This window comes from Bradyrhizobium sp. LB13.1, assembly GCF_054056815.1.
In genome coordinates, this window is sequence record NZ_JBSRYQ010000001.1 from 2770726 (window position 1) to 2795566 (window position 24841).

22 protein-coding genes and 2 pseudogenes are annotated in these 24841 nt (G+C 64.0%); 11 read left to right on the forward strand and 13 right to left on the reverse strand.

Annotated features, from left to right (window positions below; genetic code table 11):
• Positions 1-115: 115 nt before the first annotated feature.
• A complete protein-coding gene (locus ACVWYI_RS13200) occupies positions 116-973 on the reverse strand; it encodes a VOC family protein (RefSeq protein WP_456650855.1) in 858 nt (285 codons plus the stop codon).
• Between the two features lie 146 nt (positions 974-1119).
• Positions 1120-2310: a urate hydroxylase PuuD gene (locus tag ACVWYI_RS13205; protein ID WP_456662272.1), complete on the reverse strand. Its 1191-nt coding sequence runs from the start codon at positions 2308-2310 to the stop codon at positions 1120-1122.
• A 235-nt stretch (positions 2311-2545) separates the two neighbouring features.
• Here ACVWYI_RS13205 and ACVWYI_RS13210 point away from each other — a divergent pair, with 235 nt between their 5' ends.
• Positions 2546-3886: a PQQ-dependent sugar dehydrogenase gene (locus ACVWYI_RS13210; RefSeq protein WP_456662273.1), complete on the forward strand. Its 1341-nt coding sequence runs from the start codon at positions 2546-2548 to the stop codon at positions 3884-3886.
• A gap of 52 nt (positions 3887-3938) precedes the next feature.
• On the opposite strand, the gene ACVWYI_RS13215 is transcribed toward ACVWYI_RS13210, so the two are convergent.
• The 3 genes from ACVWYI_RS13215 to ACVWYI_RS13225 are packed head-to-tail and all read right to left on the reverse strand — an operon-like array spanning position 3939 to position 6122.
• Positions 3939-4739, reverse strand: a complete 801-nt coding sequence (locus ACVWYI_RS13215; protein WP_456662274.1) for an SDR family NAD(P)-dependent oxidoreductase — start codon at positions 4737-4739, stop codon at positions 3939-3941.
• Position 4740: 1 nt separating this feature from the next.
• On the reverse strand, positions 4741-5295 hold the full coding sequence (locus ACVWYI_RS13220; protein WP_456662275.1) for a carboxymuconolactone decarboxylase family protein: 555 nt from the start codon (positions 5293-5295) through the stop codon (positions 4741-4743).
• A 14-nt stretch (positions 5296-5309) separates the two neighbouring features.
• On the reverse strand, positions 5310-6122 hold the full coding sequence (locus ACVWYI_RS13225; protein ID WP_456662276.1) for an SDR family NAD(P)-dependent oxidoreductase: 813 nt from the start codon (positions 6120-6122) through the stop codon (positions 5310-5312).
• Between the two features lie 234 nt (positions 6123-6356).
• Here ACVWYI_RS13225 and ACVWYI_RS13230 point away from each other — a divergent pair, with 234 nt between their 5' ends.
• Genes ACVWYI_RS13230 through cyoD form a run of 4 tightly spaced genes read left to right on the forward strand, consistent with a single transcriptional unit; the run spans position 6357 to position 10207 of the window.
• A complete protein-coding gene (locus tag ACVWYI_RS13230; protein WP_456662277.1) occupies positions 6357-7190 on the forward strand; it encodes a cytochrome ubiquinol oxidase subunit II in 834 nt (277 codons plus the stop codon).
• Complete coding sequence (gene cyoB / locus ACVWYI_RS13235) at positions 7180-9180, forward strand: cytochrome o ubiquinol oxidase subunit I (protein WP_247441205.1); 2001 nt, start codon at positions 7180-7182, stop codon at positions 9178-9180. Before ACVWYI_RS13230 ends, cyoB begins: the two co-directional genes overlap by 11 nt.
• A complete protein-coding gene (locus ACVWYI_RS13240; RefSeq protein ID WP_456662278.1) occupies positions 9180-9821 on the forward strand; it encodes a cytochrome (ubi)quinol oxidase subunit III in 642 nt (213 codons plus the stop codon). Before cyoB ends, ACVWYI_RS13240 begins: the two co-directional genes overlap by 1 nt.
• Positions 9818-10207, forward strand: coding sequence for a cytochrome o ubiquinol oxidase subunit IV (cyoD, locus tag ACVWYI_RS13245; protein ID WP_247348214.1), 390 nt, complete (start codon positions 9818-9820; stop codon positions 10205-10207). The genes ACVWYI_RS13240 and cyoD overlap by 4 nt, the downstream gene beginning before the upstream one ends.
• Positions 10208-10426: 219 nt before the next feature.
• On the opposite strand, the gene ACVWYI_RS13250 is transcribed toward cyoD, so the two are convergent.
• The gene (locus tag ACVWYI_RS13250; RefSeq protein WP_456662279.1) at positions 10427-11215 is read right to left on the reverse strand and encodes a thermonuclease family protein; all 789 of its coding nucleotides are present in this window, start codon (positions 11213-11215) and stop codon (positions 10427-10429) included.
• A gap of 198 nt (positions 11216-11413) precedes the next feature.
• Here ACVWYI_RS13250 and ACVWYI_RS13255 point away from each other — a divergent pair, with 198 nt between their 5' ends.
• Genes ACVWYI_RS13255 through ACVWYI_RS13265 form a run of 3 tightly spaced genes read left to right on the forward strand, consistent with a single transcriptional unit; the run spans position 11414 to position 14549 of the window.
• A complete protein-coding gene (locus tag ACVWYI_RS13255) occupies positions 11414-13012 on the forward strand; it encodes a GMC family oxidoreductase (protein WP_247348217.1) in 1599 nt (532 codons plus the stop codon).
• 7 nt (positions 13013-13019) lie between these two features.
• On the forward strand, positions 13020-13469 hold the full coding sequence (locus tag ACVWYI_RS13260; protein ID WP_456662280.1) for a hypothetical protein: 450 nt from the start codon (positions 13020-13022) through the stop codon (positions 13467-13469).
• 60 nt (positions 13470-13529) lie between these two features.
• Positions 13530-14549 carry a S1C family serine protease gene (locus ACVWYI_RS13265; protein WP_456662281.1) on the forward strand — a complete coding sequence of 340 codons (1020 nt, stop codon included), beginning with the start codon at positions 13530-13532 and terminating at the stop codon, positions 14547-14549.
• A 170-nt stretch (positions 14550-14719) separates the two neighbouring features.
• On the opposite strand, the gene ACVWYI_RS13270 is transcribed toward ACVWYI_RS13265, so the two are convergent.
• Positions 14720-18196 (reverse strand): indolepyruvate ferredoxin oxidoreductase family protein, encoded by a 3477-nt coding sequence (locus tag ACVWYI_RS13270; protein ID WP_456662282.1) that lies wholly within the window; start codon positions 18194-18196, stop codon positions 14720-14722.
• 164 nt (positions 18197-18360) lie between these two features.
• On the opposite strand from ACVWYI_RS13270, the pseudogene ACVWYI_RS13275 reads away from it, so the two are divergent.
• From ACVWYI_RS13275 to ACVWYI_RS13285, 3 genes and pseudogenes are all read left to right on the forward strand, one after another.
• Positions 18361-18801: pseudogene (locus ACVWYI_RS13275) on the forward strand (hypothetical protein); the annotation flags it as partial.
• A gap of 204 nt (positions 18802-19005) precedes the next feature.
• Complete coding sequence (locus ACVWYI_RS13280; RefSeq protein ID WP_456662283.1) at positions 19006-19725, forward strand: cysteine hydrolase family protein; 720 nt, start codon at positions 19006-19008, stop codon at positions 19723-19725.
• A pseudogene (locus ACVWYI_RS13285) lies at positions 19686-20120 on the forward strand (regulator); the annotation flags it as partial. The gene ACVWYI_RS13280 and the pseudogene ACVWYI_RS13285, both read left to right, overlap by 40 nt.
• On the opposite strand, the gene ACVWYI_RS13290 reads toward ACVWYI_RS13285, so the two are convergent.
• The 6 genes from ACVWYI_RS13290 to ACVWYI_RS13315 all read right to left on the reverse strand — a co-directional run bounded on the left by ACVWYI_RS13290 (position 20121) and on the right by ACVWYI_RS13315 (position 24841).
• Positions 20121-20945, reverse strand: a complete 825-nt coding sequence (locus ACVWYI_RS13290) for a carbohydrate ABC transporter permease (RefSeq protein ID WP_247348226.1) — start codon at positions 20943-20945, stop codon at positions 20121-20123. It abuts the pseudogene before it with no gap.
• Entirely contained in the window at positions 20942-21880 is a 939-nt protein-coding gene (locus ACVWYI_RS13295; RefSeq protein ID WP_247348229.1) for a carbohydrate ABC transporter permease, read from the reverse strand. Before ACVWYI_RS13295 ends, ACVWYI_RS13290 begins: the two co-directional genes overlap by 4 nt.
• Positions 21877-23172, reverse strand: a complete 1296-nt coding sequence (locus tag ACVWYI_RS13300; protein WP_456664518.1) for an ABC transporter substrate-binding protein — start codon at positions 23170-23172, stop codon at positions 21877-21879. Before ACVWYI_RS13300 ends, ACVWYI_RS13295 begins: the two co-directional genes overlap by 4 nt.
• Before the next feature lie 105 nt (positions 23173-23277).
• Positions 23278-24060: a sulfur oxidation c-type cytochrome SoxA gene (soxA, locus tag ACVWYI_RS13305; protein ID WP_456662284.1), complete on the reverse strand. Its 783-nt coding sequence runs from the start codon at positions 24058-24060 to the stop codon at positions 23278-23280.
• Entirely contained in the window at positions 24057-24374 is a 318-nt protein-coding gene (gene soxZ, locus ACVWYI_RS13310) for a thiosulfate oxidation carrier complex protein SoxZ (RefSeq protein ID WP_247441222.1), read from the reverse strand. The genes soxA and soxZ overlap by 4 nt, the downstream gene beginning before the upstream one ends.
• Complete coding sequence (locus ACVWYI_RS13315; RefSeq protein WP_456662285.1) at positions 24374-24841, reverse strand: SoxY-related AACIE arm protein; 468 nt, start codon at positions 24839-24841, stop codon at positions 24374-24376. The genes soxZ and ACVWYI_RS13315 overlap by 1 nt, the downstream gene beginning before the upstream one ends.

The window sequence follows — 24841 nt, forward strand, 5'->3', positions numbered from 1 at the left end:
TCGAACGCTGTTTGCGGTCTCGTCATGATGTCGTAGAGCGAGATGCCCTTGCGAGATGCCGTTGATGGGCTTGCCCATGAGCTCGCGGACGCAGTCGGCTAGCGTGCCGTTGAAATCAGCCGGCAACGAATGCGAGCAGGGTGCCGTTGGCCTTGGCCGGCGGTACGCAGATCGCAGGTCCGCTGCGCACAGCTGCCGAACCGAGCGCCTTCTCGGTGGCCGCGAGATCGCCGCTCACGAGCACCAGGGCCGCGCCGCCGCGTCCGGAAAGTCCCGCGAGCGGCACACCGGGATAGCGCTTGCCGAGTTGGTCCAGCGTCAGATAGACGAAATCGGCACGGTCGCCGCCGGAGGGCACGGTCACTGCACCGTCGTCCCCGGTCTTCGGCGCGCGGTCGATCAGCCGTCCCAAATGCGCGGCTTCCTTCGCGGGCTCGGGCGTCGCGATCAGCGTCTGCTTGATCCGCTTCGCTGCATTGGCGTGCTTCATCAACTCGGGGATCCACACCGTGTCGTGGGTCTTGTGCTGGCAGGCGAAGATGCGCACGCCGCCGGGCGCCTCCGCGGTCGGCCACATGAAGGTGCGGAATTTCGCCGCCGAGACCGTGCCATCAGGCAGCGTCACGGGCCGTTCGAAATCGGTCGGGCCGATCGGCTCCAGGCCGCGTGCGCGGATCTCCTCCGCGCCGGCGGCGGAATCGACCGCGGTGAAGGCGATGCGCTCGATGCCCTCACCCCGCTTGTCGAGGAAGGCGCGCGCGGGCGCGTTGTGCTCGGTCGCGGCGAGCACGCCGAGCAGCTCCATATAGTCCGGGTCGAACATGATGGTGTAGTTGCCGGTTCCCATATGCGCACTGTGGGTGCCGCGCGGCGAGAGGGTGAAGCCGAGCTGCTTGTAATTCTCGGCGGCCTTGTCGAGGTCCTGAACCATGACCACGGCGTGGTCGATACCGATGACGTTCTTGAGGGCCACTGTTCTTCCCCGAATGCAAACTGACTTCAGACCGCGGCGGCGGCCACTGGTCCTGTCTACGCCGGATAGGCGGTCAAGTCATTTTCAAATCGGCGGCAAAGGCGGAAATTTCATTCCGCGAAATGCTCTCTCGACGCGCGATGGCGTCAGCGAGCCTGCTCGATATAGGCGGAGAGGATGGCGCGCTCCTCGCTGGTCATTTCGGTGATGTTACCCGGCGGCATCGCATTGGACCAGGCCGCGACGCGACCGATCAGGCGGATGTTGCGATGGATATGCTCGGGCGCATCGAGCAATATGCCTTTCGGCGCGGTCGCGATGCCGTCCCAGACAGGCTTGGTCGCGTGGCACATGCTGCAGCGGGACATCACGATCTCCTCGACATTGGCGAGCGTCGGTTGCACCTGCAGCGCGCTTGTCCTGGCCTCGCGCGGCCCGGCCGCGGAGAGGAAGAGGATCGCGATCACGCCGACCGCTGCGACGCCCCACACCCACCATGGCGATTTGCGACCGGCATGACCCTCGTTGAAGAAGTGGCGGATCACCGGGCCGAGCGCCAGGATGATCGCGACGATGATCCAGTTGAAGCGCGTGGCGTAGAGCAGGGGATAGTGGTTGCTGATCATCAGCACGACGACAGGCAGCGTCAGATAATTGTTGTGGACCGAGCGCTCCTTGCTGGTCTTGCCGAGTTTCGGATCGGGTGCTTGCCCCGCGATCAGGGCGGCCACGATCTTCTTCTGGTTCGGGATGATCAACGCGAAGACGTTGGCGACCATGATGGTGCCGATGATCGCGCCGATCTGGTTGAAGGCGCCGCGGCCGCTCAGCACGTGGGTGAAGGCATAGGTCAACGCGACCAGGAACAGATAGCCGCCGATGGCGAACGGGAGCTCGCGCTGCGCAAGCCCGGTGCGGCAGGCGGCTTCATACAGCAGCCATGCCAGCGCGAGGCTGCAAAAGCTGAACAGCCCGGCCTGGAATGGCGTGAGGTCGAGGATCGACTTGTCGACCAGGAACAGATCGGCTTCGAGATAATACACCACCACCATCAGCGCGAAGCCGGACAGCCAGGTGGTGTAGGCCTCCCATTTGAACCAGGTCAGCTCGTCCGGCATCCGGGCGGGTGCAACCAGATATTTCATGATCCGGTAGAAGCCGCCGCCATGGACCTGCCAGGCCTCGCCCTGCACGCCGTCCGGCAGATCGCTGTTGGGCTTGAGGCTGAGGTCGAGGGCGATGAAATAGAAGGAACTGCCGATCCACGCGATCGCCGCCACCACGTGCAGCCCGCGGAGCAGCAGGTTCGCCCATTCCGATATGATGGATCCCCACATGATCACCCCATCAATTGCGGCACCAATGCCGCAGCTTTGATGACCGCAACCGGCGGCCCCGCCCTTACAATGTGTCGCACCGATCAGCGGCATTTTCCAGTACGATGGATTGCTGCTGATGCACATCGTGCGGGCATGAGCTGACGTGGAATTCGGCAGGCGTTTGACCTGTCGCAGAACGTTTGCGGGTCGATCGGCGTTGACGCCCCACACGTGAAGGCCGGGAGGAAACGACGTGAAGAACAGGATTTCGTTGGTGGCGATATCCGCGGGGTGGCTGGTCGCGATCGCGACCTCCGCACAGGCCGAGCCGGTGCTGCAGGGCAGGGACGCCTACGGCGATTGGCAGGCCGACAAGCCCGGCACGGTCAGGTTGATCCGGCCGCAGGACCTTGCAAAGCCCCGGGCCACGCCGTCGGTTGCGAGCTTCTCGCGCGTGGTGCCCCGGCCGCCGGAGGCTGCGCTTCAGGTGCCGGCCGGATTCAAGATCGAGCTGTTCGCCGGGGGCCTGCGCGCCCCGCGCATCATCAGGGTTGCGCCGAACGGCGACGTCTTCGTCGCGGAGACGCGCGCCGGCAACATCCGCGTGTTGCGCGCCGGTGAGGGCGGCAAGGTCGCGACCAACGAGGTGTTCGCGAGCGGACTGCGGCAGCCGTTCGGCATCGCCTTTTTCCCGGGCGGCGACAATCCGCAATGGGTCTATGTCGCCAACACTGACAGCGTCGTTCGCATTCCCTATCAAGCCGGTGACCTCAAGGCGCGCGGCAAGGCGGAGACGATCGTGGCGAGCCTGCCGCATGACGGCGGCCATTCCACCCGCGACATCGTCTTCACGCCTGACAACAAGCGCATGCTGGTCTCGGTCGGCTCTCTCAGCAACGTCGCCGAAGGCATGGGTACGCCGCCGCGCGGATTGGAAGCGTGGTCGAAAACGCAGCCGCTCGGCGCCGCGTGGGCGAGCGAGACCGACCGCGCCACCGTGCTCGCCTTCAATCCCGATGGTAAGGAGCGGAAGATCTACGCCACCGGCATCCGCAACTGCGTCGGCCTGGCGGTCCAGCCGCAGACCGGGCTGCCCTGGTGCTCGACCAACGAGCGCGACGGGCTCGGCGACGACCTCGTTCCTGACTACGTCACCAGCGTGAAGGAAGGCGCCTTCTATGGCTGGCCGTGGTTCTATGTCGGCGGCAATGGAGACCCACGCCACGCCGGCGCGCGGCCGGACCTCAAGGACAAGGTTACCCTGCCTGATGTGCTGGTGCAGCCGCACTCGGCGTCGCTCGGCATGACCTTCTATCAGGGCACGCAGTTTCCATCCGAGTACCAAGGCGATGCCTTCGCCGCCGAGCACGGCTCCTGGAACCGGTCGAAGCGCACCGGCTACAAGGTGATCCGCATCCGGATGAAGGACGGCAAGCCGACGGGCGAGTACGAGGATTTCGTCACGGGGTTCGTGGTGAATGACACCGACGTGTGGGGGCGGCCCGTCGGTGTCGCCGTGGCGAAGGATGGATCGCTGCTGGTGTCGGAGGACGGCAATGGCACGATCTGGCGGGTGACAAGCACGCCGCGATGAAGGTGTACCCTCCCCCACAAGGGAAGAAGGGACAGCAGCGTGCTTGGGATGTCTACCCCCTGCGCACACTCGCGCCGCCATCCACCGGCAGCGTCACGCCCGTAATGAAGTTCGCCTCGTCTGATGCCAAGAACAGCGCGGCATTGGCGACGTCCCATCCCGTGCCCATCTTCCGGCGGAGCGGCACCTTGCTGTCGCGCTCGGCTTCGACTTCGGCGCGGGTCTTGTGCCATTCGCGGGCGCGGGTGTCGACGGCCATCGGCGTGTTCATCAGGCCGGGCAGGATGACGTTGGCGCGGATGCCGTATTCGGCGTTCTGGTAGGCGAGCTGTTCGGTGAAGGCGATCATTGCCGACTTCGTCGCCTTGTAGGCGACGTACGGATAGGTCGTGATCGCCGCCATCGAGGAGATGTTGATGATCACGCCGCTGTTCTGCGCGCGCATGATCGGGAAGACTTCCTTCGCTGCCAGAATGCAGCTCTTCAGATTGATGGCGACAACGCGGTCGAATGCCTCCTCGGTGATTTGCAGCAACTCGGCATCGCCGCCGGACAGGCTGACACCGACATTGTTGTGCAGCACGTCGATGCGGCCCCAGCGCGAATGCGCGTCCGCGACCATCGCCTTGATGTCGGCGGATTTCGTCACGTCAGCCTTGAAGGCTGCAGCGATGCCTTGCTTCGCGGCGATCATGGCGGCGGTTTCCTGCGCCGATTCCAGATGATGATCGACGCAAAGCACTTTCGCACCCTCACGTGCGAAGATGAGCGCGGTGGCGCGGCCGTTGCCCATTCCCTCGCCGGGGCTTTGCCCCGCCCCGACCACGATCGCAATCTTGTCCTTCAAGCGCATGTCAGTTCACTCCGGGAATCGGGTACTGCTGGAGTACCTCTTTGTAATAAGGCTCGTTGTCGATCTTCATGGTGGCGAGCACGCGCACGACGCCGCAATAGAAAGCGATGGTCAGCACGAGGTCGACCATGTGTTCGTCCGAGAGATGCCGCTTGATCTCGGCAAAGGTCGCATCCGACATCGCGAGCTCGCGTACCATCTCGCGGGCGCCCTTCAGGATCGCCTTGGCGAGCGGCTCGAGCTTCGAGGGCTTTCCGTTGGTCTCGGCCATCAGGCCGGTGATGTCCTCGTCGGTGACGCCGAATTCCTTACCGATCTTCACGTGATGGGTGAATTCGTATTCCGACTTCTCCATCCAGCCGACCTGGAGGATCGCAAGCTCCCGCAGGCGCGGGTCGAGCTTGCTCTTGAAGCGGATGTAGCCGCCGATGCCGTTGAAGGCGCGCGCCATCTCCGGCGAGCTGACCAACAGCTTGTGCAGATTGGTGTTGCGCTTGAGCATGTCGCGATATTCAGGCGCGACCTGGTCAGCTTCGAGATAGGGCAGGCGGGCCATCCCTGGTGTTCCTTTCAGTGCTCTTGTGATTCACGTTCGGGGGCTTGGAGCGTCACGCCGCCGTCGACCACCAGCACCTGGCCGGTGATGTAGCGCGCGAAATTGCTGAGCAGGAACTTGACGGTATGGCCGACGTCCCAGCCGGTGCCTTCGGTCTTCAGCAGTGAGGCCATGGCGCGCTGCGCGCGCGCCTGCTCGCTCATGCCGCGGGCATAGACCATCGGCGTGTACATCGGTCCCGGGCAAATGCAGTTGACGCGGATGTTGTCGCGGCCGTGATCGACCGCCATCGCGCGGGTCAGCCCGATGATCGCGGCCTTTGATGTCGTGTAGGTCGTGAGCCCGCGCGGCCGCAGCGCCGAGATCGAGGAGATGTTGACGATCGCGCCGCCTTTGGCGGTCTTGATCATGGCGGGGATCGCATGCTTCGAGAGCAGGAACATGCTCTCGACATTGACCTGCATGACGCGGCGATATTGCTCGGGCGTCTCGTCGACCACGCTGCCCCGGCTGCCGATGCCGACATTGTTGTCGAGAAAATCGAGCCGGCCCCAGCGATCGAGCGCCGCTTCGACCAGTGCCTTGCAATCGCCCTCGCTGGTGACATCGCCGCCATGGGCTGCGGCAGTGCCGCCCTCGGCTGAGATCATCTCCACGGTGCGCTCGGCGAGCTTGAGGTTGCGGTCCGCCACCAGCACCTTGGCGCCCGCGCGTGCCAGCAGGATTGCGGCAGCACGGCCATTGCCGATACCGTCGCCCGCAGCGCCGCCTCCGCTGACCATCGCTACCTTGCCGCCGAAACCGGCATCGTCCTCGGGGCCCCGCATGTCGGTCTTCCCAATTATTTTCGTGCAGATTAGCAATCGTCCCCGCCGGAGAGAAGGGCGCTCCTCCTGCATTCATGTCATTGACATCGCATGGAATTGCATGTCGCGGCCGGCGCATTGCGCAGGGCTGGTCCTTGCGGCTGAGGAACCGTTTTCCCGCGACTGCGTTTGCTGCCGGAGCCTTTCCCGCGCTAGGCTCTGTCCCGGGGCTTCCCAACCGCCAGTGGCTTGCCGATGAATCTGCTCGATCCACAAGGGCCTGTGGCTGCGGCCAACAGCACGATCCTGGTCGATTCCGTATTCATCATGCTCGCGATCGTGGTGCCGACCATCATCGCGATCCTCGGCTTTGCGTTCTGGTTTCGCGCCTCCAATCCGAGGGCGCACTTTCAGCCGGACTTCGTCTATTCCGGGCGCGTCGAGATGGTGGTGTGGGCGATCCCCGCGCTCACCGTGATCCTGCTCGGCGGCGTCGCCTGGATCGGCTCGCACCAGCTCGATCCCGCAGCACCCGTGCCCGGCACTGGCAGCCCGGTCCGCATTCAGGCCGTCTCGCTCGACTGGAAATGGCTGTTCATTTATCCCGACCAGCGCATCGCCACCGTCAACACGCTGACGGTGCCGGCCGGCGCCGAGCTGAACTTTCAGCTGACGTCGTCGAGCGTGATGAACACGTTCTTCATCCCGCAACTCGGCAGCATGATCTACACCATGAACGGCATGGTGACGAAGCTGAACCTGCGCGCCGACAGCGAAGGCAAGCTGCAGGGCCTGTCGGCGCATTTCTCCGGCGACGGTTTTCCGGACATGATGTTCGACGTCAACGTGATCTCGCCGCTCGTCTTTCCGGACTGGGTGGCGGCGACGGCGACGAGCGATGCTGTCCTCAATGAGGAAAGCTACAAGAAGCTGATGCAGCAGGGCATCGAAAAGGGCAGGCCGACCTACCGGCTCGACGATCCCAGGCTGTTCGACCTGATCGCGAGCCAGCACATTCCGCCAGGACCGGGGCCAGAGCTGATCTCCGATGCCGGCCGTCCGCACAGTGGAGGCCATGATGCTCGGTAAGCTCGACTGGTCGGCGATTCCGTTCGACCAACCCATTCCGCTGATTGCGGGCGCAGTCGTGCTGTTCGGGATTCTCGCGGTGCTGATCTGGGTCGTGGTGAAGGGGCATCTGCCATATCTCTGGCACGAGTGGATCACCAGCGTCGACCACAAGCGCATCGGCGTCATGTACATCCTGCTGGCCTCGGTGATGCTGCTGCGTGGCGGCAGCGACGCCATCATGATGCGGATCCAGCAGGCGGTCGCCTATCAGTCGCAGGGTTATCTGCCGCCGGAGCATTACAACCAGATATTCTCCGCGCACGGCACCATCATGATCTTCTTCGTGGCGATGCCGTTCGTGATCGGGCTGATGAACCTGATCGTGCCGCTGCAGCTTGGCGTGCGCGACGTCGCTTTCCCGACGCTCAATTCGGTCGGCTTCTGGCTGACCGCGACCGGTGCGCTGCTGGTCAACCTCTCGCTCGTGATCGGCGAATTCGCCCGCACCGGCTGGCTCGCCTTTCCGCCGCTGTCGGAATTGTCCTACTCGCCCGGCGTCGGCGTCGATTACTACGCCTGGTCGCTGCAGATCTCCGGCGTCGGCACGCTGGTGGCCGGTATCAACCTCGTGACAACGGTGCTGAAGCTGCGCACCAAGGGCATGAACTATCTGCGCATGCCGATGTTCTGCTGGACCACGCTGGCCTCGAACCTCCTCATCGTCGCGGCATTCCCGATCCTCACCGCGACGCTGGCGATGCTGCTGCTCGACCGCTATCTCGGCTTCCACTTCTTCACCAACGAAGCCGGCGGCAACGTCATGATGTTCATGAACCTGATCTGGGCCTGGGGTCATCCGGAGGTCTACATCCTGGTGCTCCCGGCGTTCGGCATCTTCTCCGAGGTGGTCTCGACTTTTTCGGGCAAAGCGCTGTTCGGCTATCGCTCGATGGTGCTGGCGACCATGGCGATCTGCGTCATCTCCTTCATGGTCTGGCTGCATCACTTTTTCACGATGGGCGCCGGCCCCGACGTCAACGCCATCTTCGGCATCGCCAGCATGATCATCGCGATACCGACCGGGGTGAAGATCTACAATTGGCTGTTCACGATGTATGGCGGCCGCATCCGCTTCGAGACGCCAATGCTGTGGTCGATAGGCTTCATGGTCACCTTCATCATCGGCGGACTGACCGGCGTGCTGGTCGCGGTGCCGCCGGCCGATTTCATGCTCCACAACAGCATGTTCCTGGTTGCGCACTTCCACAACGTCATCATCGGCGGCGTGCTGTTCGGTGCCTTCGCCGGCTTCGAATACTGGTTTCCAAAGGCGTTCGGCTTCCGCCTTGACGACCGCTGGGGCAAGCTGGCGTTCTGGTTCACGTTCCTCGGCTTCTACGTCACCTTCGTGCCGCTCTATGTCGCCGGCATGCTCGGCATGACGCGGCGGATGCAGCACTATGATGTCGCGGCATGGCGGCCGTGGATGTTCGTGGCGGCCGCCGGCATGGCCGTGCTGACGATCGGGGTGATCTGCCAGATCGTGCAGATCGTGGTCAGCATCCGCAACCGCGATGCCTTGCGCGATCGCACCGGCGATCCCTGGGACGGCCGCTCGCTGGAATGGGCGACCTCGTCGCCGCCACCGGTTTTCAACTTCGCTTTCAATCCCGATGTGCGCGGCGAGGATGCCTACTGGGACATTAAGAGCCGCGCCCAGCAGCAATCGCTCGAGCATGAAGTGCCCGAGTATCATGACATCGAGATGCCCCGGAATTCCCCGACCGGCTTCGTCTGCGCGTTCTTTGCCACCATCATGGGCTTTGCACTGATCTGGCACATCTGGTGGATGGTGATTTTGGGCGGCATCGGGGCGTTCGCGACCTTCGTCGTGTTCGCCTGGCGCGACCATGACGAATACGTCATTCCGGCCGACGAAGTCGCCGCGATAGACCGCGTCAATCTCGAGGAGCGGCGCAGCCTTGTCAGCATGGCGGGGACAGTCTGATGTCAATGACCGCGACGGCCGGCCGTGCGCACGCCGATCCCCATCACATCGGGCTCGTCATCGAGCATCCCGGGCCGGCGCCGAAGCGCATCGTGACCGCCTATGGCTTCTGGGTCTTCCTGCTCTCCGACATCGTGATGTTCTCCTGCTTCTTTGCGGCCTATGCAGTGCTGGTCGGCCAGACCGCCGGCGGCCCGAAAGGTTCGGAGATATTCGACCAGCGGAATGTGGCGATCGAGACTGTCTGCCTGCTGCTGTCGAGTTTTACGTGCGGCATGGCCAGTATCGCGGCCGATGTGCGCAACCGGTTCTGGTTCTACCTCGGCATGGCCGTGACTTGCGGGCTCGGAGCGGTGTTCCTCGCCATTGAGTTCCGCGAATTCGCCGATCTCGTCTCCCGCGGTTATGGGCCGTCGCGAAGCGCCTTCCTCACAGCGTTCTTCTCGCTGGTGGGATGCCACGGTCTGCACGTCTCGGCCGGCGTACTGTGGCTGCTGACCATGATGGCCCAGGTCTTCGCCAAGGGCTTTCGCGCAGACGTCCTGCGCCGGATGATGTGCTTTGCGCTGTTCTGGCATGCGCTCGACATCGTCTGGGTCGGGGTGTTCTCCGTGGTCTACTTGCTTGGGAGTGGCGTATGAGCGATCAGGCGCATGTGCGGACCGAACGCGACCTCGCGCCGGGCGAGGAAGAGCAACACAGTGTCGGCGCACGCATCCTTGGTTACGTGGTCGGCCTTGTGCTTGCGCTGCTGCTGACGGCGACGTCGTTCTTCATCGCCGGCACCGATCTGGTCTGGCAGCCTTCCATTCCCGTTGCGCTGATCGTGCTGGCGATCGCGCAGATGGGCGTGCACCTCGTGTTCTTCCTGCACATCACCACTGGCCCCGACAACACCAACAACGTACTGGCGCTGGCCTTCGGATTGCTGGTGGTCTTCCTGGTGGTCGGTGGCACCGTCTGGATCATGGCGCATCTGAATGCGAACATGCCGCCGATGGATCAGATCATGCCGATGCGCCGTTAGCGCATTGTGCAAAAAAGAAGAGCCGCTTGTTGTGACAAGCGGCCCAAGTCTAGGGAGGAAACGCCCGAGCAAAGCAATCGGGCCGGAACCGGATTGCCGCCAAGGAAACGCTCGCGCAAAGCGCTTGCGTACACATTTAAATGCAGCAACTCCCGATAGAGTTCAATTCCGGATGAATACTGTCTCCGGCTACCGCTCACGGCTGCGTGAAGGGCTTCCTCATTTCGGCCGGCGGCAATTATAGGCCTTGCGGAAGCCCGCGGCCTGGGCGTCGTCCTCCGAGCAGAACCAGCGATCCGGCTTGGTGGTCGCGGGGTAACTCGGGCAATCCCGTAGATGGTAGATGCCGATATTGCCGGTGACGCGCGCGCGCACCGCAAGCTTGCCCTTGATGCTACAGCTCGGCGGCATGTTCAGATCCTCGGGAAACAACGCCGCGCGAATCTCCTTGTCGCGGTCGGCGCGGCAGGCGGCACCCAGGAGCACGCCGTCCTTCTTGCCGGTGCGAAAATCTTGCGGTGCAACAAAGCAGCCCTTCCAGATTCCGACCGAGGCCGATTTGGCGTCGGCCGCCGCTGACTTGACGTTCGTCTTGATCGGCTCGCGCGCGACGGCAAAGCCGAGCTTGACTAACTGCTCGTTCAAGCTGGTCTTGTCGCCCTCGGCCGTGCAGATCGCGCGGTGCCGCTTGCCGAAGCTCTTTTCGGGGCCGACATCGTCGCAACGCACGGATCGCTTGCCGATCAGCTTCGCGAGCTGGTCGCGGGCCTCGATGCCGCAGGTCCAGGGATCGGCGTGATCGTCGATGCAGACCTGATCCAGCTCGGGCGCGTCGACGCCGTCGAGGCGGTAGGTGACGTCGCCGAGCTGGATGGAGTTGCCGTCGCGGACTGTCGCGGCGGCGGTCAGCGCAGAGGCGGGGCCGGAGGTGCCCAGAAATCCGGACAAAGCGAGAAAGAAAACGAGCGCGAAAGCGCGCGCGGCGGAAAATGAATTCTCGAAGGACATACGGTCTCGCTATCGATTGGTCTTTCGCCTTGTTCCTAGCATCCGGATGTGGCGATACCAATGGTCTGCGCCCTGCGAAGTGCGACATTCCGGCCCCGCGGCTTTACTCAGCCGTAGCTCTGATCCTATCGTTGCCCGGCCTCGCGGACCGCGGAGGCCGAATCGCCCGTGAAGCGGCGAGGGAGGGAAAAGGTTGCGATGAAAGACCCCGTGGACGTCCTGATCATCGGTGCCGGCGCTTCAGGCGCGGCGGTGGCGTGGTCGCTGGCCGAGACCAAAATGCACATTCTCTGCCTGGAGCAGGGTGGCTGGATGAACCCGGCGGAATATCCCAGCACGGGCCGGGACTGGGAGGCCAAGTTCTACGGCGAGTGGTCGTCGAGCCCCAACATCCGCGGCCGGCCCGAGGACTATCCGATCAACGACGACAATTCGCCGATCAAGGTCGTCAACTACAATGCGGTCGGCGGTTCGACGGTGATGTACACGGCGCACTGGCCGCGGCTGCATCCCTCCGATTTCAAGGTCAAGACGCTCGACGGCGTCGCCGACGACTGGCCGATCGACTACGACGCGCTGACCCCGTTCTTCGAAGAGAATGACCGGATGATGGGGACGTCAGGCCTGTCGGGCGATCCGCTCTCGCCGCTGACGCATCCGCCGATGCCGCAACAGCCGCTCGGCTTGTCCGGCGCCATCATCGGCAAGGCCATGAACGAGCGCGGCTGGCACTGGTGGCCGTCGGACACGACGGTCGCGACCATGGATTATGAGGGCCGCGCGCGCTGCATCAATCTCGGCCATTGCACGCCGGCCTGCGCGCAAGGCGCAAAATCCTCGACCGACATCACCTATTGGCCGCACGCGGTCCGCGCCGGTGTCGAGCTGCGCACCCATTGCCGGGTGCGCGAAATCACCACCGACGAGAACGGCATGGCCACAGGCGTGGTCTACTACGACAAGGATGGCGTCGAGCAGTTCCAGCCGGCGCATGTCGTCATCATCGCCTGCAACGGCGTCGGCACGCCGCGGCTGCTGCTGAACTCGGCATCGAGCCGCTTTCCGAACGGTCTTGCCAATTCGTCCGGCCTCGTCGGCAAGAACCTGATGTTCCATCCCTATGCGCAGATCTACGGCTACGTGAAGGAGCCGACCGACAGCAACCGTGCGCCGCCGACCTGCCTGTGGAGCAAGGAGTGGTATGACACGGACCTGGCGCGCGGTTTCGTGCGCGGCTATGGCGTCCAGTTCGTGCGCGGCGCCGGACCGGTGTTCGAGGCTGTCGTCAGCGAGCAGAAGGGCATCTTGCCGTGGGGCGCCGATCATCACCGCATCTTCCGCAAGCTCAACGGCCACCGCCTCGGGTTTTCCGCGATTTGCGAGGACCTGCCGGAGGAGCATAACCAGGTCACGCTCGATCCGGTCTTGAAGGACAGCCACGGCATTCCCGCGCCGAAGATCGACTACACGATCAGCGAGAACAGCCGGAAGATGATGGAGCATGCGCTGGCGCGCGGCCGGGAGATTCTCGAAACGGCGGGGGCGAGCGACATCTGCGTCAACTCGCCGATCCCGTGGGGCGGCTGGCACCTGCTGGGCACGGCACGCATGGGCACCGACCCCGAACGCTCCGTCGTCAACGAATGGGGCCGCTCGCACGACGTGAAGAACCTCTTCATCGTCGATGGCAGCGTCTTCGTCACCTCGGGCGGCGTCAACCCGACCTCCACCATCCAGGCCATCGCGCTCTACGTCGCCGACCAGATGAAGCAACGCCTCGCCAATTTGTTCGATTGAGAATGATATGTCCGCAGAAAATCAACTGACACGCGCCCAACGCGACGACCTTCGCACCATCGCCGCGATGATCGTTCCCGCCAGCGACGCGTACAAGGTGCCCGGCGCCGATGATCCCGCGATCCAGGCCGACATGCTGGCGACGCTTGGCCGTGACAACAAATTGGTGGCGGCGGCGCTCGATCATCTGGCGCGGCTTGCGGGCCAACCGTTCGCCGAGCTCGATGCGGCAAAGCGCGACGCGGTGGTGCAGGAGTTTCGCAATTCCGGCGGCGCGGCCGCGGTGACGCTCGTCCGCGTGGTGCTGCAATGCTACTACCGCGACGACCGTGTGCTGCACTCGCTAGGGCTCGAGCTGCGCGCGCCGTTCCCCAAGGGTTACGTGCTCCCGGATGGCGACTGGTCCCTGCTCGACCCGGTCAAGGCAAGGGCGGGCTCGCTGCGGCGGGTGCCCTAAGCGGCCACTTGCGCTGGAGGGAACAGGCCACCATCTGTGTGACCCTCAAGGACTCTTGCCATGCTGGATTTTACCACAGACATCGTCGATGACGCACCGTCATCGCGAGCGACAGCGGCTGCCCCGGACAATGACGGGGCCCTGCTGGACGCCTATTCCAATGCCGTGATCGACGTGACCGATCGCGTCGGCCCTGCGGTGGTGCGCGTCGAAACCGGGCCAAAAGTGCCGAACGGCCGCGAGCGCGGCGGGCTCGGCTCCGGCATCGTGATCTCGCCGGACGGGCTCGTGCTTACCAATAGCCATGTGGTCGGCTCGTCGAAGGAGATCCGGCTGCGGGACGTCGAGGGTAATGTCGGCGAGGCCCGCGTGCTCGGTGTCGATCCCGATACCGACCTCGCGCTGCTGCGCGCCAACGGCGTGCGTGACTTGCCCTATGCCGCGCTCGGCAACTCCCAGAACCTGAAGCGCGGCCAGCTCGTGATCGCGATCGGCAATCCGCTCGGTTTCGAGTCGACCGTCACCGCCGGCGTGGTCTCCGCGCTGGGGCGCTCGATCCGCTCGGTCAGCGGCCGCACCATCGAGGACGTGATCCAGACCGATGCCGCGCTCAATCCCGGCAATTCCGGCGGGCCGCTGGTGTCGTCGAATGCCGAGGTGATCGGCATCAACACCGCCATCATAAATGGCGCGCAAGGCATCTGCTTCGCGGTCGCCAGCAACACCGCGCAATTCGTGCTGTCGGAGATCATCCGCCACGGCTATGTCCGCCGCGCCTATATCGGCGTCGCGGGGCAGACCGCGCCGATCCCGCGGCGGCACGCGGTGCTGGCCGGCGTCGAGAACAAGATGGGCGCGCTGCTGGCGCAGATCGAGCCGGACGGGCCGGCGGCGAAGGCGGGCCTGTTGTCCGGCGATGTCGTGATCAGCCTCGATGGCGTCGAGATCAACGGGGTCGACGACCTGATCCGCGTGCTCGACCGCGACCGGATCGGCCGGCGGCTGGCCATGGACGTGCTGCGGCTCGGCCGCCTGCGGGCGATCGACATCGACCCGGTCGAGCGCAAGCCGGCCCGCTAGCTGTGGTCTTTCAGGAGGTTGTCCATCATTGCGAGCCAACGGGTCTGCGCGAAGCGCGGCCCGATGACGGGCTCCGCGAAGCAATCCAGACTGTCTCCGGGGAAAGACTCTGGATTGCTTCGTCGCAAGGGCTCCTCGCAATGACCAGGAGAGAGGTTCGGGCCTAACCGCTACTCCGCAGCCACCGCAAAGCGGCTGTTCTCCAGCTCCGCTTCCAGCCGCGCCTTCTCGGCCGCGGCAAGCTTGATGTTGGCCTCCTTGACGTGGCCGAAGCCGCGGATCGTCTCCGGCAGTCGCGCAAGCTTTGCCAGCAGCGGGATCTGCTCCGCCTTCAGCCCGGCGATCCGCTGATCGATCATGCCGAGATAATCCGCGACCAGCTTCCGCTCGGTCCGGCGCTCCTCGGTGCGGCCGAACGGATCGAACGCGCCGCCGCGCAGGAATTTCAGCTTGGCCAGAACGCGGAAGGCGTGGATCATCCAGCCGCCGAATTCCTTCTTCTGGAGATGTCCGGTGGTCTTGTCGCGCTGTGCGAAGATCGGCGGGGCCAGATAGAACTTCAGCTTGAAGTCGCCGTCGAATTTCTCCGAGACCTTCTTGGAGAAGCTGCCGTCGGTATAGAGGCGTGCGACCTCGTACTCGTCCTTGTAGGACATGAGCTTGAATAGATTCTTGGCGACAGCCTCGGTCAGCTCCACGGACGCGGGCGAGGCAGCTGCTTCCGCCTTGCGCACCTTGGCGACGGCCGCGAGGTAGCGGTCGGCGTAGGCCTTGTCCTGGTAGCCACTCAGAAACTCCGCGCGGGTCGCGATGATGTCGTCGAGCGACTTCGCCGGCGCGGACGCCCCGCTCCTGAACTGGAGCACGCTGCGCACCCGCGACATGTCGTGGGCGGCGAGGCGTCCCCAGGTGAAGGCAAGCTTGTTCATCTCGATGGCGGCGCCGTTGATCTCGATGGCGCGGAGCAGCGCTTCCAGCGACAGCGGGATGGCGCCCTTCTGGAAGGCGAAGCCGAGCATGAAGGGATTTGTCGCAATCGAATCGCCCATCAGCGCCGAGGCAATGCCGGTGGCATCGATGATGTCGAGGTTCTTGTCGCCGACGGCGTCGCGCAGCACGGTCTGCATCGTGCCCATCTCGAAATCGAGATCGGGGTTTTGCACGAAGCTCGCGGTGGGCTGCAGGTCGGCGTTGACATAGGCCTTGGTCACGCCGCGCTCGGCACGGCTGAGCGCGGAGGGACCGGCCGAGACGATCATGTCGCAGCCGAGGATGACGTCCGCGCCGCCCGTGGTGATCCGGACCGCGGAGATGTCTTCCGGCTTCGCGGCGATGCGTACATGGCTCATCACGGCGCCGTTCTTCTGCGACAGGCCGGTGAAGTCGAGCGCTGAGCAGCCGCGGCCGTCGACATGGGCGGCCATGCCGAGCAGCGCGCCGATGGTGATGACGCCGGTGCCGCCGATGCCGGTGACGAGGATGTTGTAGGGCGCCTCCAGCTCGCGGGCAGGCGGCAACGGAAGCTCGGCGAACAACTGGCCGGAGTCGACTGCCGAGGTCTTCACGCGCTTCAGGCTGCCGCCATGCACGGTAACAAAACTCGGGCAAAAACCTTCGACGCAGGAAAAGTCCTTGTTGCAGTTCGACTGATCGATCTGGCGCTTGCGGCCGAATTCGGTCTCGAGCGGCTGCACCGAGACGCAGTTGGAAGCCTGCGAGCAGTCGCCACAGCCTTCGCAGACCAGCTCGTTGATGAAGGCGCGCTTGGCGGGATCGGGATAGAGTCCTCGCTTGCGGCGGCGGCGCTTTTCCGCCGCGCAGGTCTGGTCATAGATGATGACCGTGAGGCCCTTGATGTCGCGCAACTCGCGCTGAACGGCATCGAGCTCGCGGCGGTGATGAATGGTCGCGCCCTGCGGGAAGTAGTTGCCTTCAGGGTATTTGGTCGGATCGTCCGAGACGATCGCGAGCCGCTTGATTCCTTCGGCCCAGACCTGGTGCGCGATCTGCGCGACGTTGAAGCCGCCCTCGGCCGGCTGGCCGCCGGTCATGGCTACGGCGTCATTGTAGAGGATCTTGTAAGTGATGCTGATGCCGGCGGCCGATGCCGCGCGAAGGGCGAGAAGCCCGGAATGGGTATAGGTGCCGTCGCCGAGGTTCTGGAAGATGTGCTGCTCGGTGGTGAAGGGCGCTTGTCCAATCCAGTTCACGCCTTCGGCGCCCATATGCGAGATCAGATCGGTGCGGCGCGTCGGCATGCTCAAAGCCATGCCGTGACAGCCGATGCCGGCCATGGCGCGGCTTCCTTCGGGCACGCGCGTCGAGGTGTTGTGCGGGCAGCCCGAGCAGAAGAACGGCGTGCGCGCGAGCTTGATCTGCGTGCTGGTGGTGACGGGGTTGTCAAAGGCTTCGAGCCGGGCGAGCCGCTGCTCCAGCACCGGGCTGTGATGGCCGAGCTTGCGCAACCGCGCCACCAGCGCGGCCGCGACCAAGGTCGGCGTCAGTTCGCCCTCGCTCGGCAGCAGCGGTGCGCCGCGCTCGTCGCGTTTGCCCGTGACGGTCGGGCGCCGGGACGCATCGATATTGTAGAGGATGCGCATCAGCTGGTCTTCGATGAAGCCGCGCTTCTCCTCGACCACCAGCACATCTTGAAGACCTTCGGCGAAACGCTTGGCGCCGCTTTCCTCCAGCGGCCAAGTCATCGCGACCTTGTAGATGCGCAGGCCGAGGTCCTGCGCGTCCTTGTCGGTAATGCCCAAATCGGCGAGGGCCTGCCGCAGATCGAGATAGGCCTTGCCGGTCGCGACGATGCCGAGACGTGCTGGCTTGGAGTCGAGCACGATGCGGTCGAGCTGGTTGGCGCGGGCGAAAGCCTGTACCGCTGCCATCTTGGGGCCGAACAGGCGCCTCTCCGCGTCCAGCGGCGGATCGGGCCAGCGGATGTTGAGGCCGCCGGGCGGCATCTCGAAATCGTCGGGGAGCTTGATCTGGATGCGTTCGGGATCGCTATAGATCGAGGCCGAGCTCTCCACGGTCTCGCTGATCGCCTTGAAGCCGACCCAGCAGCCGGAGAAGCGCGACAGCGCAAAACCATAGAGGCCGAGATCGAGATAATCCTGCAGCGTCGCCGGATTGATCACGGGGATCAGCGCCGCCGCGAACACCTGCTCGCTCTGATGCGCCAGGGTCGAGGACTGGCAGCCGTGGTCGTCGCCGGCAAGCGCAAGCACGCCGCCATTGAGCGAGGTTCCGGCCGCATTGGCGTGCTTGAGCGCATCGACCGAGCGGTCGACGCCGGGTCCCTTGCCGTACCAGATGCCGAACACGCCATCGACCTTGGCGCCGGGAAACAGGCCGACCTGCTGGCTGCCCCAGACGGCGGTCGCCGCGAGGTCCTCGTTGAGGCCGGGGACGAAGGCGATGTCGTGCTGCTGGAGGTGCGACTTGGCACGCCACAGCGCGTGGTCGTACATGCCGAGCGGGGAACCGCGATAACCCGAGATGAAGCCGCCGGTGTTGAGGCCCTGGAGCCGGTCGCGTTCGCGCTGCAACATGGGCAACCGGACCAGCGCCTGCGTGCCGGACAGGAAGATCCGCTTCGATTCGAGCCGGTATTTGTCGTCCAGCTCGACCTGCATCAGCGTCATTTCAGAAGTCCTTGTCTCTCGTTCGACTTTATTCGACTTGGGCTTTGCGCTGCGGGAGGGATTGCGGCTGCGCGACGCGAATTGTGACAGTCAAAGGCATGGGCCAGCGAAGTCAATATCGCTGGCCGCATTCGTGGCGCTCCTGCTAGTCATGGCTTCCAGTGGAGAACACCATGGGCGACCTCTATCCGTTCTCGCTGCAGCAAAAGCTCGCCGTCATCACCGAGAACTCGCCGTATTACTCAGGTGCCGACAATGCTTCTTCGAATCCTTGGGGCATCCCGATGGAGATGCTGAGCGTGCTGTTCCAGTATCGCTCGAAGAACGATCCGTTGCCGGCGAAGGGACCAGCCGTCGGCCTGTTCGCCGATCAGGAGATCAGGCTGGTGAAGGGCCCGCTCTTCGTCGAGGAGTACGAAGTCGAGCGCGAGGTGGTCGCGCTCTCCGGCAGCCGCCGCACCGAGAGTGCGTGGGTCAAGACGCGTGTGTTCGACAAGACGAATTCGGCGGTCGCGACCATGCTGCTGAACATGGCGACGCTGAAGGATTCCTACGCGCCGTATGAGGAAGAATATCGGCGGCGGTACGGAGAGACTGCCCGCTGAAAACGAGCTTCGTTGTCGCTCATCCTCTAGGCAAATGCCCGTCGCAAAGCCGTCGCACAGCGAATAAGCAGCCGCGAGCACTCTCGATAACGCGCTGATAGCGCAGCGAATTCCCGCGCTTCGTCTTCCCGATCGTCATTGTACACAATGGCACGGCGCTTGCAGAACTCCTGGCACAGAGAGTTCTCGCGAGGGGCGGGCGTCATGTTGAACTCAAGCAAGCCGACAATGGGCGTCATCAGCGCCGAACCCGGACCGATCGAGCTCGACTGGTCCGCCACCGCGCTCGTGATCATCGACATGCAGCGCGATTTCATGGAGCCCGGTGGCTTCGGCGAGACGCTGGGCAACGACGTCAGCCAGCTCGCGCGCGCGGTGAAGCCGATCGGTGCGGTGCTGAAGGCCGCGCGCGACACCGGCATGCTGGTGATCCACACGCGCGAAGGCCATCTGCCCGATCTCTCCGACGCGCCACCGGCGAAACTCGAGCGCGGCGCGCCATCCTTGCGCATCGGTGACCCCGGCCCGATGGGCCGCATTCTCATTCGCGGTGAGGCCGGCCACGACATCATCCCGGAGCTCTATCCGCTCGACAGCGAGATCGTGATCGACAAGCCCGGCAAGGGCGCATTCTACGCCACCGAGCTCACCGACGTGCTGGAGAAATACGGCATCGAAAATCTGCTGGTGTGCGGCGTCACCACCGAAGTGTGCGTCAACACCACCGTGCGCGAGGCCAATGACCGCGGCTATCGCTGCGTCGTCATCTCGGACGGCTGCGCATCCTACTTCCCCGAGTTTCATGAGATGGGCCTCAAGATGATCAAGGCCCAGGGCGGCATCTTCGGCTGGGTCGCGAACTCAGCCGCGGTACTGGAGGCGATGCCAAGCTCCAGATCGACACTATGCTGGGCTCGACCATGAATGCGGCTGCGATCGTCGGCGGAATGGCCGCCGACAAGGCCGACGCGGTCAAGGCTGCCGCGATCGCAGCACTTCCGCAGCAGGGCGTATTCTATCACGGGTTGGACGTGATGGGTGGCGGCTCCATTCTCGGCGGCCTGATCCTGGGTGCCATCGGCGTCTTCATCATCGAGCGTGATTTCGAGAAGGCCGCGGCGTTTGCCCTGGTTGGCGCCGTGCTCACCTATTTCGGCTTCATGCACGGCGAGGCCGTAGGTATCGGCGGAGGGTTCGGCGTCACGCCGTCCGTCGCTTTCGCCTACGCCGTGATGGCAGCCGGGCTGTACGCTCTCAGCCGGCGCAGCAGCGAGAACTATATGCCGCATGCGGAGATGACGGCCGCGCCGGCGGAGTAGCTACCCGCCCTTGACGGCCCCAGCGGTGAGCCCGGCAACGATCTGTCGCTGGGCAAACACCGTCAGCAGAAGTACCGGGAACGTCACGATCAGCGCGGCGGCGGCCAGCGGGCCCCAGCTCAGCTGGTCGAACGAGATCATGTTGTAGACAGCGACCGGCAGGGTGCGTGTCTCACGTCCCGCCAGCACGATGCCGAACACAAAATTGTTCCAGGAGAAGATCACGGCCAGAATGAAGGCAACGGCGATGCCGGGCTTGGCGATCGGCAGCGCGACATGGCGGAAGACCTGCCAGCGTGTGGCGCCGTCGATGAGGGCGGCTTCTTCCAGCTCCATCGGCGTCGTCTCGAAATAGCCGATCATGATCCAGATCACGATCGGCACCGTGACCACGAGGTGGATGATGATCTGCGGCACCAGCGTGCCGAGCAATCCCAGCCACTGAAACAGTAGGAACAGCGGGATCAAATAGGACAGGCCGGGCGTGATGCGGGCGATCAGGATCACGATCGCGGATTTGTGCGCGGCCATGCGTGCGATGCCGTAGCCGGCGGGGACACCGACGATCAGCGCAAGCAACGTCGCGCCGCCTGTTACGATCAGGCTGTTGATGAAATAGGTCAGGAAGCGGTTGGAGGCGAGCACGTCCGCGTAGTTCTTCCAGGCGATATGCTCGGGGAAGAACACCGGCGGGTAGGCGGCGTTGTCGATCTCGAATTTGAGCGACAGCGACAGCATCCAGAGAAAGAACAGGATTGCCGGCGATACGATGACGAACACCGAAAGCCACAGGCCGATTTTGCCGATGATCTGACGGGGTGTCATGCGTCGCTCGAGATTTCTGTCCACAGCATGCGCTGGCGGGCATAGAGCATCACGGCCGCAAGCGCGACGATCAGCAGGAAGAACACCACCGCGATCGCCGAGCCGTAGCCGAGGTCGTAATAGGAGAAGGCCACGCTGTAGAGATAGATGTTGATGGTCTCCGACGCCGATCCCGGTCCGCCCTGCGTGATTGCGAAGATGATGTCGAAACTTTTCACGGCGTCGATCATGCGGATCATGCCGGCTATGAACAGGAACGGCATGATCAGCGGCAGGGTGATGAAGCGGAAGACCTGCCAGATATTGGCGCCGTCGATCTGTGCACTTTCATAAGGCTCGGTCGGAATCGCGGCGAGGCCGCCGAGCACGATCAGCATGACCAGCGGCGTCCATTGCCAGGTCTCAACCAGCACCAGCGAAGGAATGACGGTCGCGGGATGGAACACCCAGAGCTGCGCAGGGATCCCGACCAGTGACAGCAAATAGTTCAGCACGCCGAGCTGCGGGTGGAACATCATGGTCCAGACCAGCGCGATCGCCACCGGCGTCGCCATCATCGGCATGATGAAGACGCCGCGCAGGAAGCCGCGGCCGGGGAATTTCTGGTGAAACACCACGGCCGCAAACGTGCCGAGCACGAGCGGCAGCAGCACGGACAGTGCGGTGTAGAACAGCGTATGCCCGATGGCCTCGATGAAGCGGGGATCGCTCGTCAGCCGCAGATAATTGGAGAATCCAGCGAAGGTGGTCGCCGAGCCGACCTTCCACTCGTTCAGGCTCATCCAGATCGTGAAGACCCACGGGAAGATGATGATCGCGAGCACGACGACCAGCGCCGGCACCACGAACGGCCAGTAGGACGGCGGCCGCAACTCCTTCTCCGGCGCGGCATCAGACTTTGCCGCGCCCGGAGTCGATTGTGTCAATGCACTCACGTCTTCTCGCTACGCTCCAGGATCGGCCGGTACTGATCGTTGGCCTTCTTCAGCTCGGCGGCAGGATCGGCGCCGGACAGGGTCGCGGTGACCGCGGCGCCGACGATGTCGCGGAATTCGGCGACCGGGATCACGACGGGCAGGCCCAGCTTGCTGATCTTGCCGGAATCGATCACCGATTGCAGCCACTCCTTGGTCTTCACGCCCTTCTGGACTTCGGGATCGCCGAGGATCGAGTTGCGGAACGGCACGCCGCCACCGGCCTGCAGCAGCCGCGCGCCCTGGGTCTTCGAGACTACCCATTGGCAGAGCAGATAGGCGGCTTCCTTGTTCTTGCTCGCCGCGGCAATGCCGATGCCGTCGCCATAGGTCGAGGAATATTGTCCCTTGGGGCCGGCGGGTACGACGGTGTAGCCGACCTTGCCGACAACGCGGGAGGCGGCCGGATCTTCCAGCGGCGGCGCCCAGCCGACGCCGTCGATCCACATCGCGGACCGGCCTTGCGTGAAGGAGGCCATCGACTCCATCCAGTTGAAGCCGGCGACGCCTGGAGGCGCCGATTTCGTCAGGAGTGTCTGATACAGCTTGGTCGCGGCAATCGCTTCCGGACCGTCGGTCAGGATGTTGCCCTTGGCGTCGAGGAATTCCCCGCCATAATCGAGGAAGAAGTTGCTCCACATCGCCATGTTGGCGTTGCGCAAGCCGCGCCCGACAAAACCGTAGATGCCTTCCTTGGCATCGGTGAGCTTCTCGGCCGCCGCGGCCATCTCGTCGAGTGTCTTGGGCACGGCGACGCCCTTCTTCTCGAACAGCTCCTTGTTATAGTAGAGGATGAAATAATCGACCGACCACGGCAGCGACAGCATCTGGCCCTTGTCGTTCTTGGCGTATTGCAGGCCCGCGGCCGAGAAATCGCTCTCCACGAGATCAGGGGCGGTCAGCGTCGGGTTCTTCATGAAGGGCGTCATGTCGGCGAGCCAGCCGCCCCTCTCGAACTGCCGCTTCTGCACGTGATAGCTGAGATGGACGACGTCGAAGCTCGGCCGTCCCGAGGTCAGCTCGATCACCACCTTCTGGCGCTGCTGCTGCTCGGGAATTTGCTCGGATTCGACCTGAATGCCGGTGAGCTCGGTGAACTCCTTGACGTATTTTTGCAGATTGTCGCCGCGGGGCCCCTTGGCGAGGATCACCTCAAGCTTGGTCCCGGCGTATTTCTTCCAGTTCACCTCGGCGCGTGCCGGCAATCCCGTCAGGCTGAGCGCGCCAGCCGCGGCAGTGCCCGTTAAAAGCATACGACGCGAGATTTTGTGGTTGACCACTTTAGGTCCCTCCCTGTGACTCAATTTGGGCGGATACTAGCGGCCGTTCTGCGTCTGCCTAGTCCTAATCTGCGGAATTCAGGGCCGCACGGCCGGCGTTTCCACACTCAGGCCGCGCGCCCGCGACATCAGATAGAGTTCGAGCGCAACGAGCTCGGGCGAACCGTAATCATAGGCCTGGGCGCGAACGCCGGTCATGCAGCTGCGCAGCCGCCGCTCCAGCGAGCCCAGCGTCTGCCATTCCAGGCGATAAAGCGGATAGCCGGTCGGCTGCCCTTGCGTGATCGGCGCGCCGGCAAGACGCTTGTTGTAGTTGTCGTCGTGGCAATTGGTGCAGGCAAGGTTGAGCTGGCCCTCACGCTGCATGAAAAGGTCGCGGCCCTGTTCGACAAACGCCTTCAGCTGCGGATCGTCGCCAGCCGTGATCGCCGCGCCGCGCGATTGGTGCGCGACGAAGGCGGACAGGGCCAGCAGGTCGCGGCTCTCGTACGGCAGCGGCGTTGCCTGCTGATGATTGCTGCGGCAAAGATTGATGCGCTGGTCGAGCGTGACGGGGCGCGTCAGCGCCTTGTCGAAGGCCGGATAGCGCGCTGCGACGCCCTTCATGCTGCCGCGTGCATCGCCATGGCAGTCAGCGCAGGCCTTGTCGGCACTGCCGGTCTTCTTCGTCCACAACGCCTCACCGTCGAGCACGAACAGCATGCCGGGATTTGACGTGTCGTCATCCTGCATCGCACGTGTGTCAGGCCCCATGAACGAATAGCCGGAGCGGCGCGCGTCCGGCGGAATCTCGCCGGCGAGCAGGGCAGGGGTGGTGGCGAGGAGCGCCGCCGCCGTCGCTATCGCGCACCAAAAATTCATTCGACGGTGATCGACGCCGATGCGCTCGACGAATAGCCGTTGTCGCCGGTCCACTCGAACTCGAACTTGCCGCTCTCCTTCGCGACCGTGAAGAACGACAGATAAGGGTTGGCCGCGATCGCCGGAAACAGGTCAGCACGAAAAATCTCGGCGCCGTTGTAGCGGCACGTAAAACTCGTGATGATGTCGCGCGGCACCGGCGCGCCGTCCGCGGTGTGCCGGAAGCCGGTTTCCATGATGTGCGAGGTCAAAGTGCGGATCTCGACGACATCGCCGCGCCGGGCTTTTGCCGGAACGTTGATCAGCGCGGCCATCAGTTCATCTCCTCGGTGCAGGCGGCCAGCGTCACGACGATTTCGGTCGTGACCTGCCAGAACGAGTCGTCGGAAAGACGCGCGATCGCCACCACCTTCTGGGTGTCGGCGAGCCGGATCCGGGTCGAGATTTGGGCGCGGCCGGAGGAGGGGCCGAGATAGAAATTGCCGATGTTCGGCTGCGGGTTCTTCTCATTGAAGACGTGGATGCTCTTGACGTAGTCGTCCGCCGTCATCGGGCTGGCGACGCTCACGGTCATCGGCACCGTGTTGCCGTTCTCGACCAGCGGCGGAATGTCGAGCTTCACCCTGCCGGTGCGCACAGGTGCTTCGCCGACCACGTTGCGGATCGCGGTGGTGAGCATCGCGGGCGTCGCTTGCAGCGGCCGCAGGGTGACGATCGGGATCGTCCCGGCGGCCGCGACGCCTCCGGCGATACTCAGGAAATGTCGTCGCGTGGTTTGCAT

Coding starts and splice junctions, on each gene's coding strand:
- ACVWYI_RS13215 (WP_456662274.1), bottom strand. CDS start 4,739: ATGCGCTTGAAGGACAAGATTGCGATCGTGGTCGGGGCGGGGCAAAGC.
- soxZ (WP_247441222.1), bottom strand. CDS start 24,374: ATGGCCGCGCTGATCAACGTTCCGGCAAAAGCCCGGCGCGGCGATGTC.
- ACVWYI_RS13225 (WP_456662276.1), bottom strand. CDS start 6,122: ATGCGGGGCCCCGAGGACGATGCCGGTTTCGGCGGCAAGGTAGCGATG.
- ACVWYI_RS13270 (WP_456662282.1), bottom strand. CDS start 18,196: ATGACGCTGATGCAGGTCGAGCTGGACGACAAATACCGGCTCGAATCG.
- ACVWYI_RS13240 (WP_456662278.1), top strand. CDS start 9,180: ATGTCAATGACCGCGACGGCCGGCCGTGCGCACGCCGATCCCCATCAC.
- ACVWYI_RS13315 (WP_456662285.1), bottom strand. CDS start 24,841: ATGCAAACCACGCGACGACATTTCCTGAGTATCGCCGGAGGCGTCGCG.
- ACVWYI_RS13260 (WP_456662280.1), top strand. CDS start 13,020: ATGTCCGCAGAAAATCAACTGACACGCGCCCAACGCGACGACCTTCGC.
- ACVWYI_RS13290 (WP_247348226.1), bottom strand. CDS start 20,945: ATGACACCCCGTCAGATCATCGGCAAAATCGGCCTGTGGCTTTCGGTG.
- cyoB (WP_247441205.1), top strand. CDS start 7,180: ATGCTCGGTAAGCTCGACTGGTCGGCGATTCCGTTCGACCAACCCATT.
- ACVWYI_RS13265 (WP_456662281.1), top strand. CDS start 13,530: ATGCTGGATTTTACCACAGACATCGTCGATGACGCACCGTCATCGCGA.
- ACVWYI_RS13300 (WP_456664518.1), bottom strand. CDS start 23,172: ATGCTTTTAACGGGCACTGCCGCGGCTGGCGCGCTCAGCCTGACGGGA.
- ACVWYI_RS13280 (WP_456662283.1), top strand. CDS start 19,006: ATGTTGAACTCAAGCAAGCCGACAATGGGCGTCATCAGCGCCGAACCC.
- ACVWYI_RS13255 (WP_247348217.1), top strand. CDS start 11,414: ATGAAAGACCCCGTGGACGTCCTGATCATCGGTGCCGGCGCTTCAGGC.
- ACVWYI_RS13205 (WP_456662272.1), bottom strand. CDS start 2,310: ATGTGGGGATCCATCATATCGGAATGGGCGAACCTGCTGCTCCGCGGG.
- ACVWYI_RS13230 (WP_456662277.1), top strand. CDS start 6,357: ATGAATCTGCTCGATCCACAAGGGCCTGTGGCTGCGGCCAACAGCACG.
- cyoD (WP_247348214.1), top strand. CDS start 9,818: ATGAGCGATCAGGCGCATGTGCGGACCGAACGCGACCTCGCGCCGGGC.
- soxA (WP_456662284.1), bottom strand. CDS start 24,060: ATGAATTTTTGGTGCGCGATAGCGACGGCGGCGGCGCTCCTCGCCACC.
- ACVWYI_RS13220 (WP_456662275.1), bottom strand. CDS start 5,295: ATGGCCCGCCTGCCCTATCTCGAAGCTGACCAGGTCGCGCCTGAATAT.
- ACVWYI_RS13250 (WP_456662279.1), bottom strand. CDS start 11,215: ATGTCCTTCGAGAATTCATTTTCCGCCGCGCGCGCTTTCGCGCTCGTT.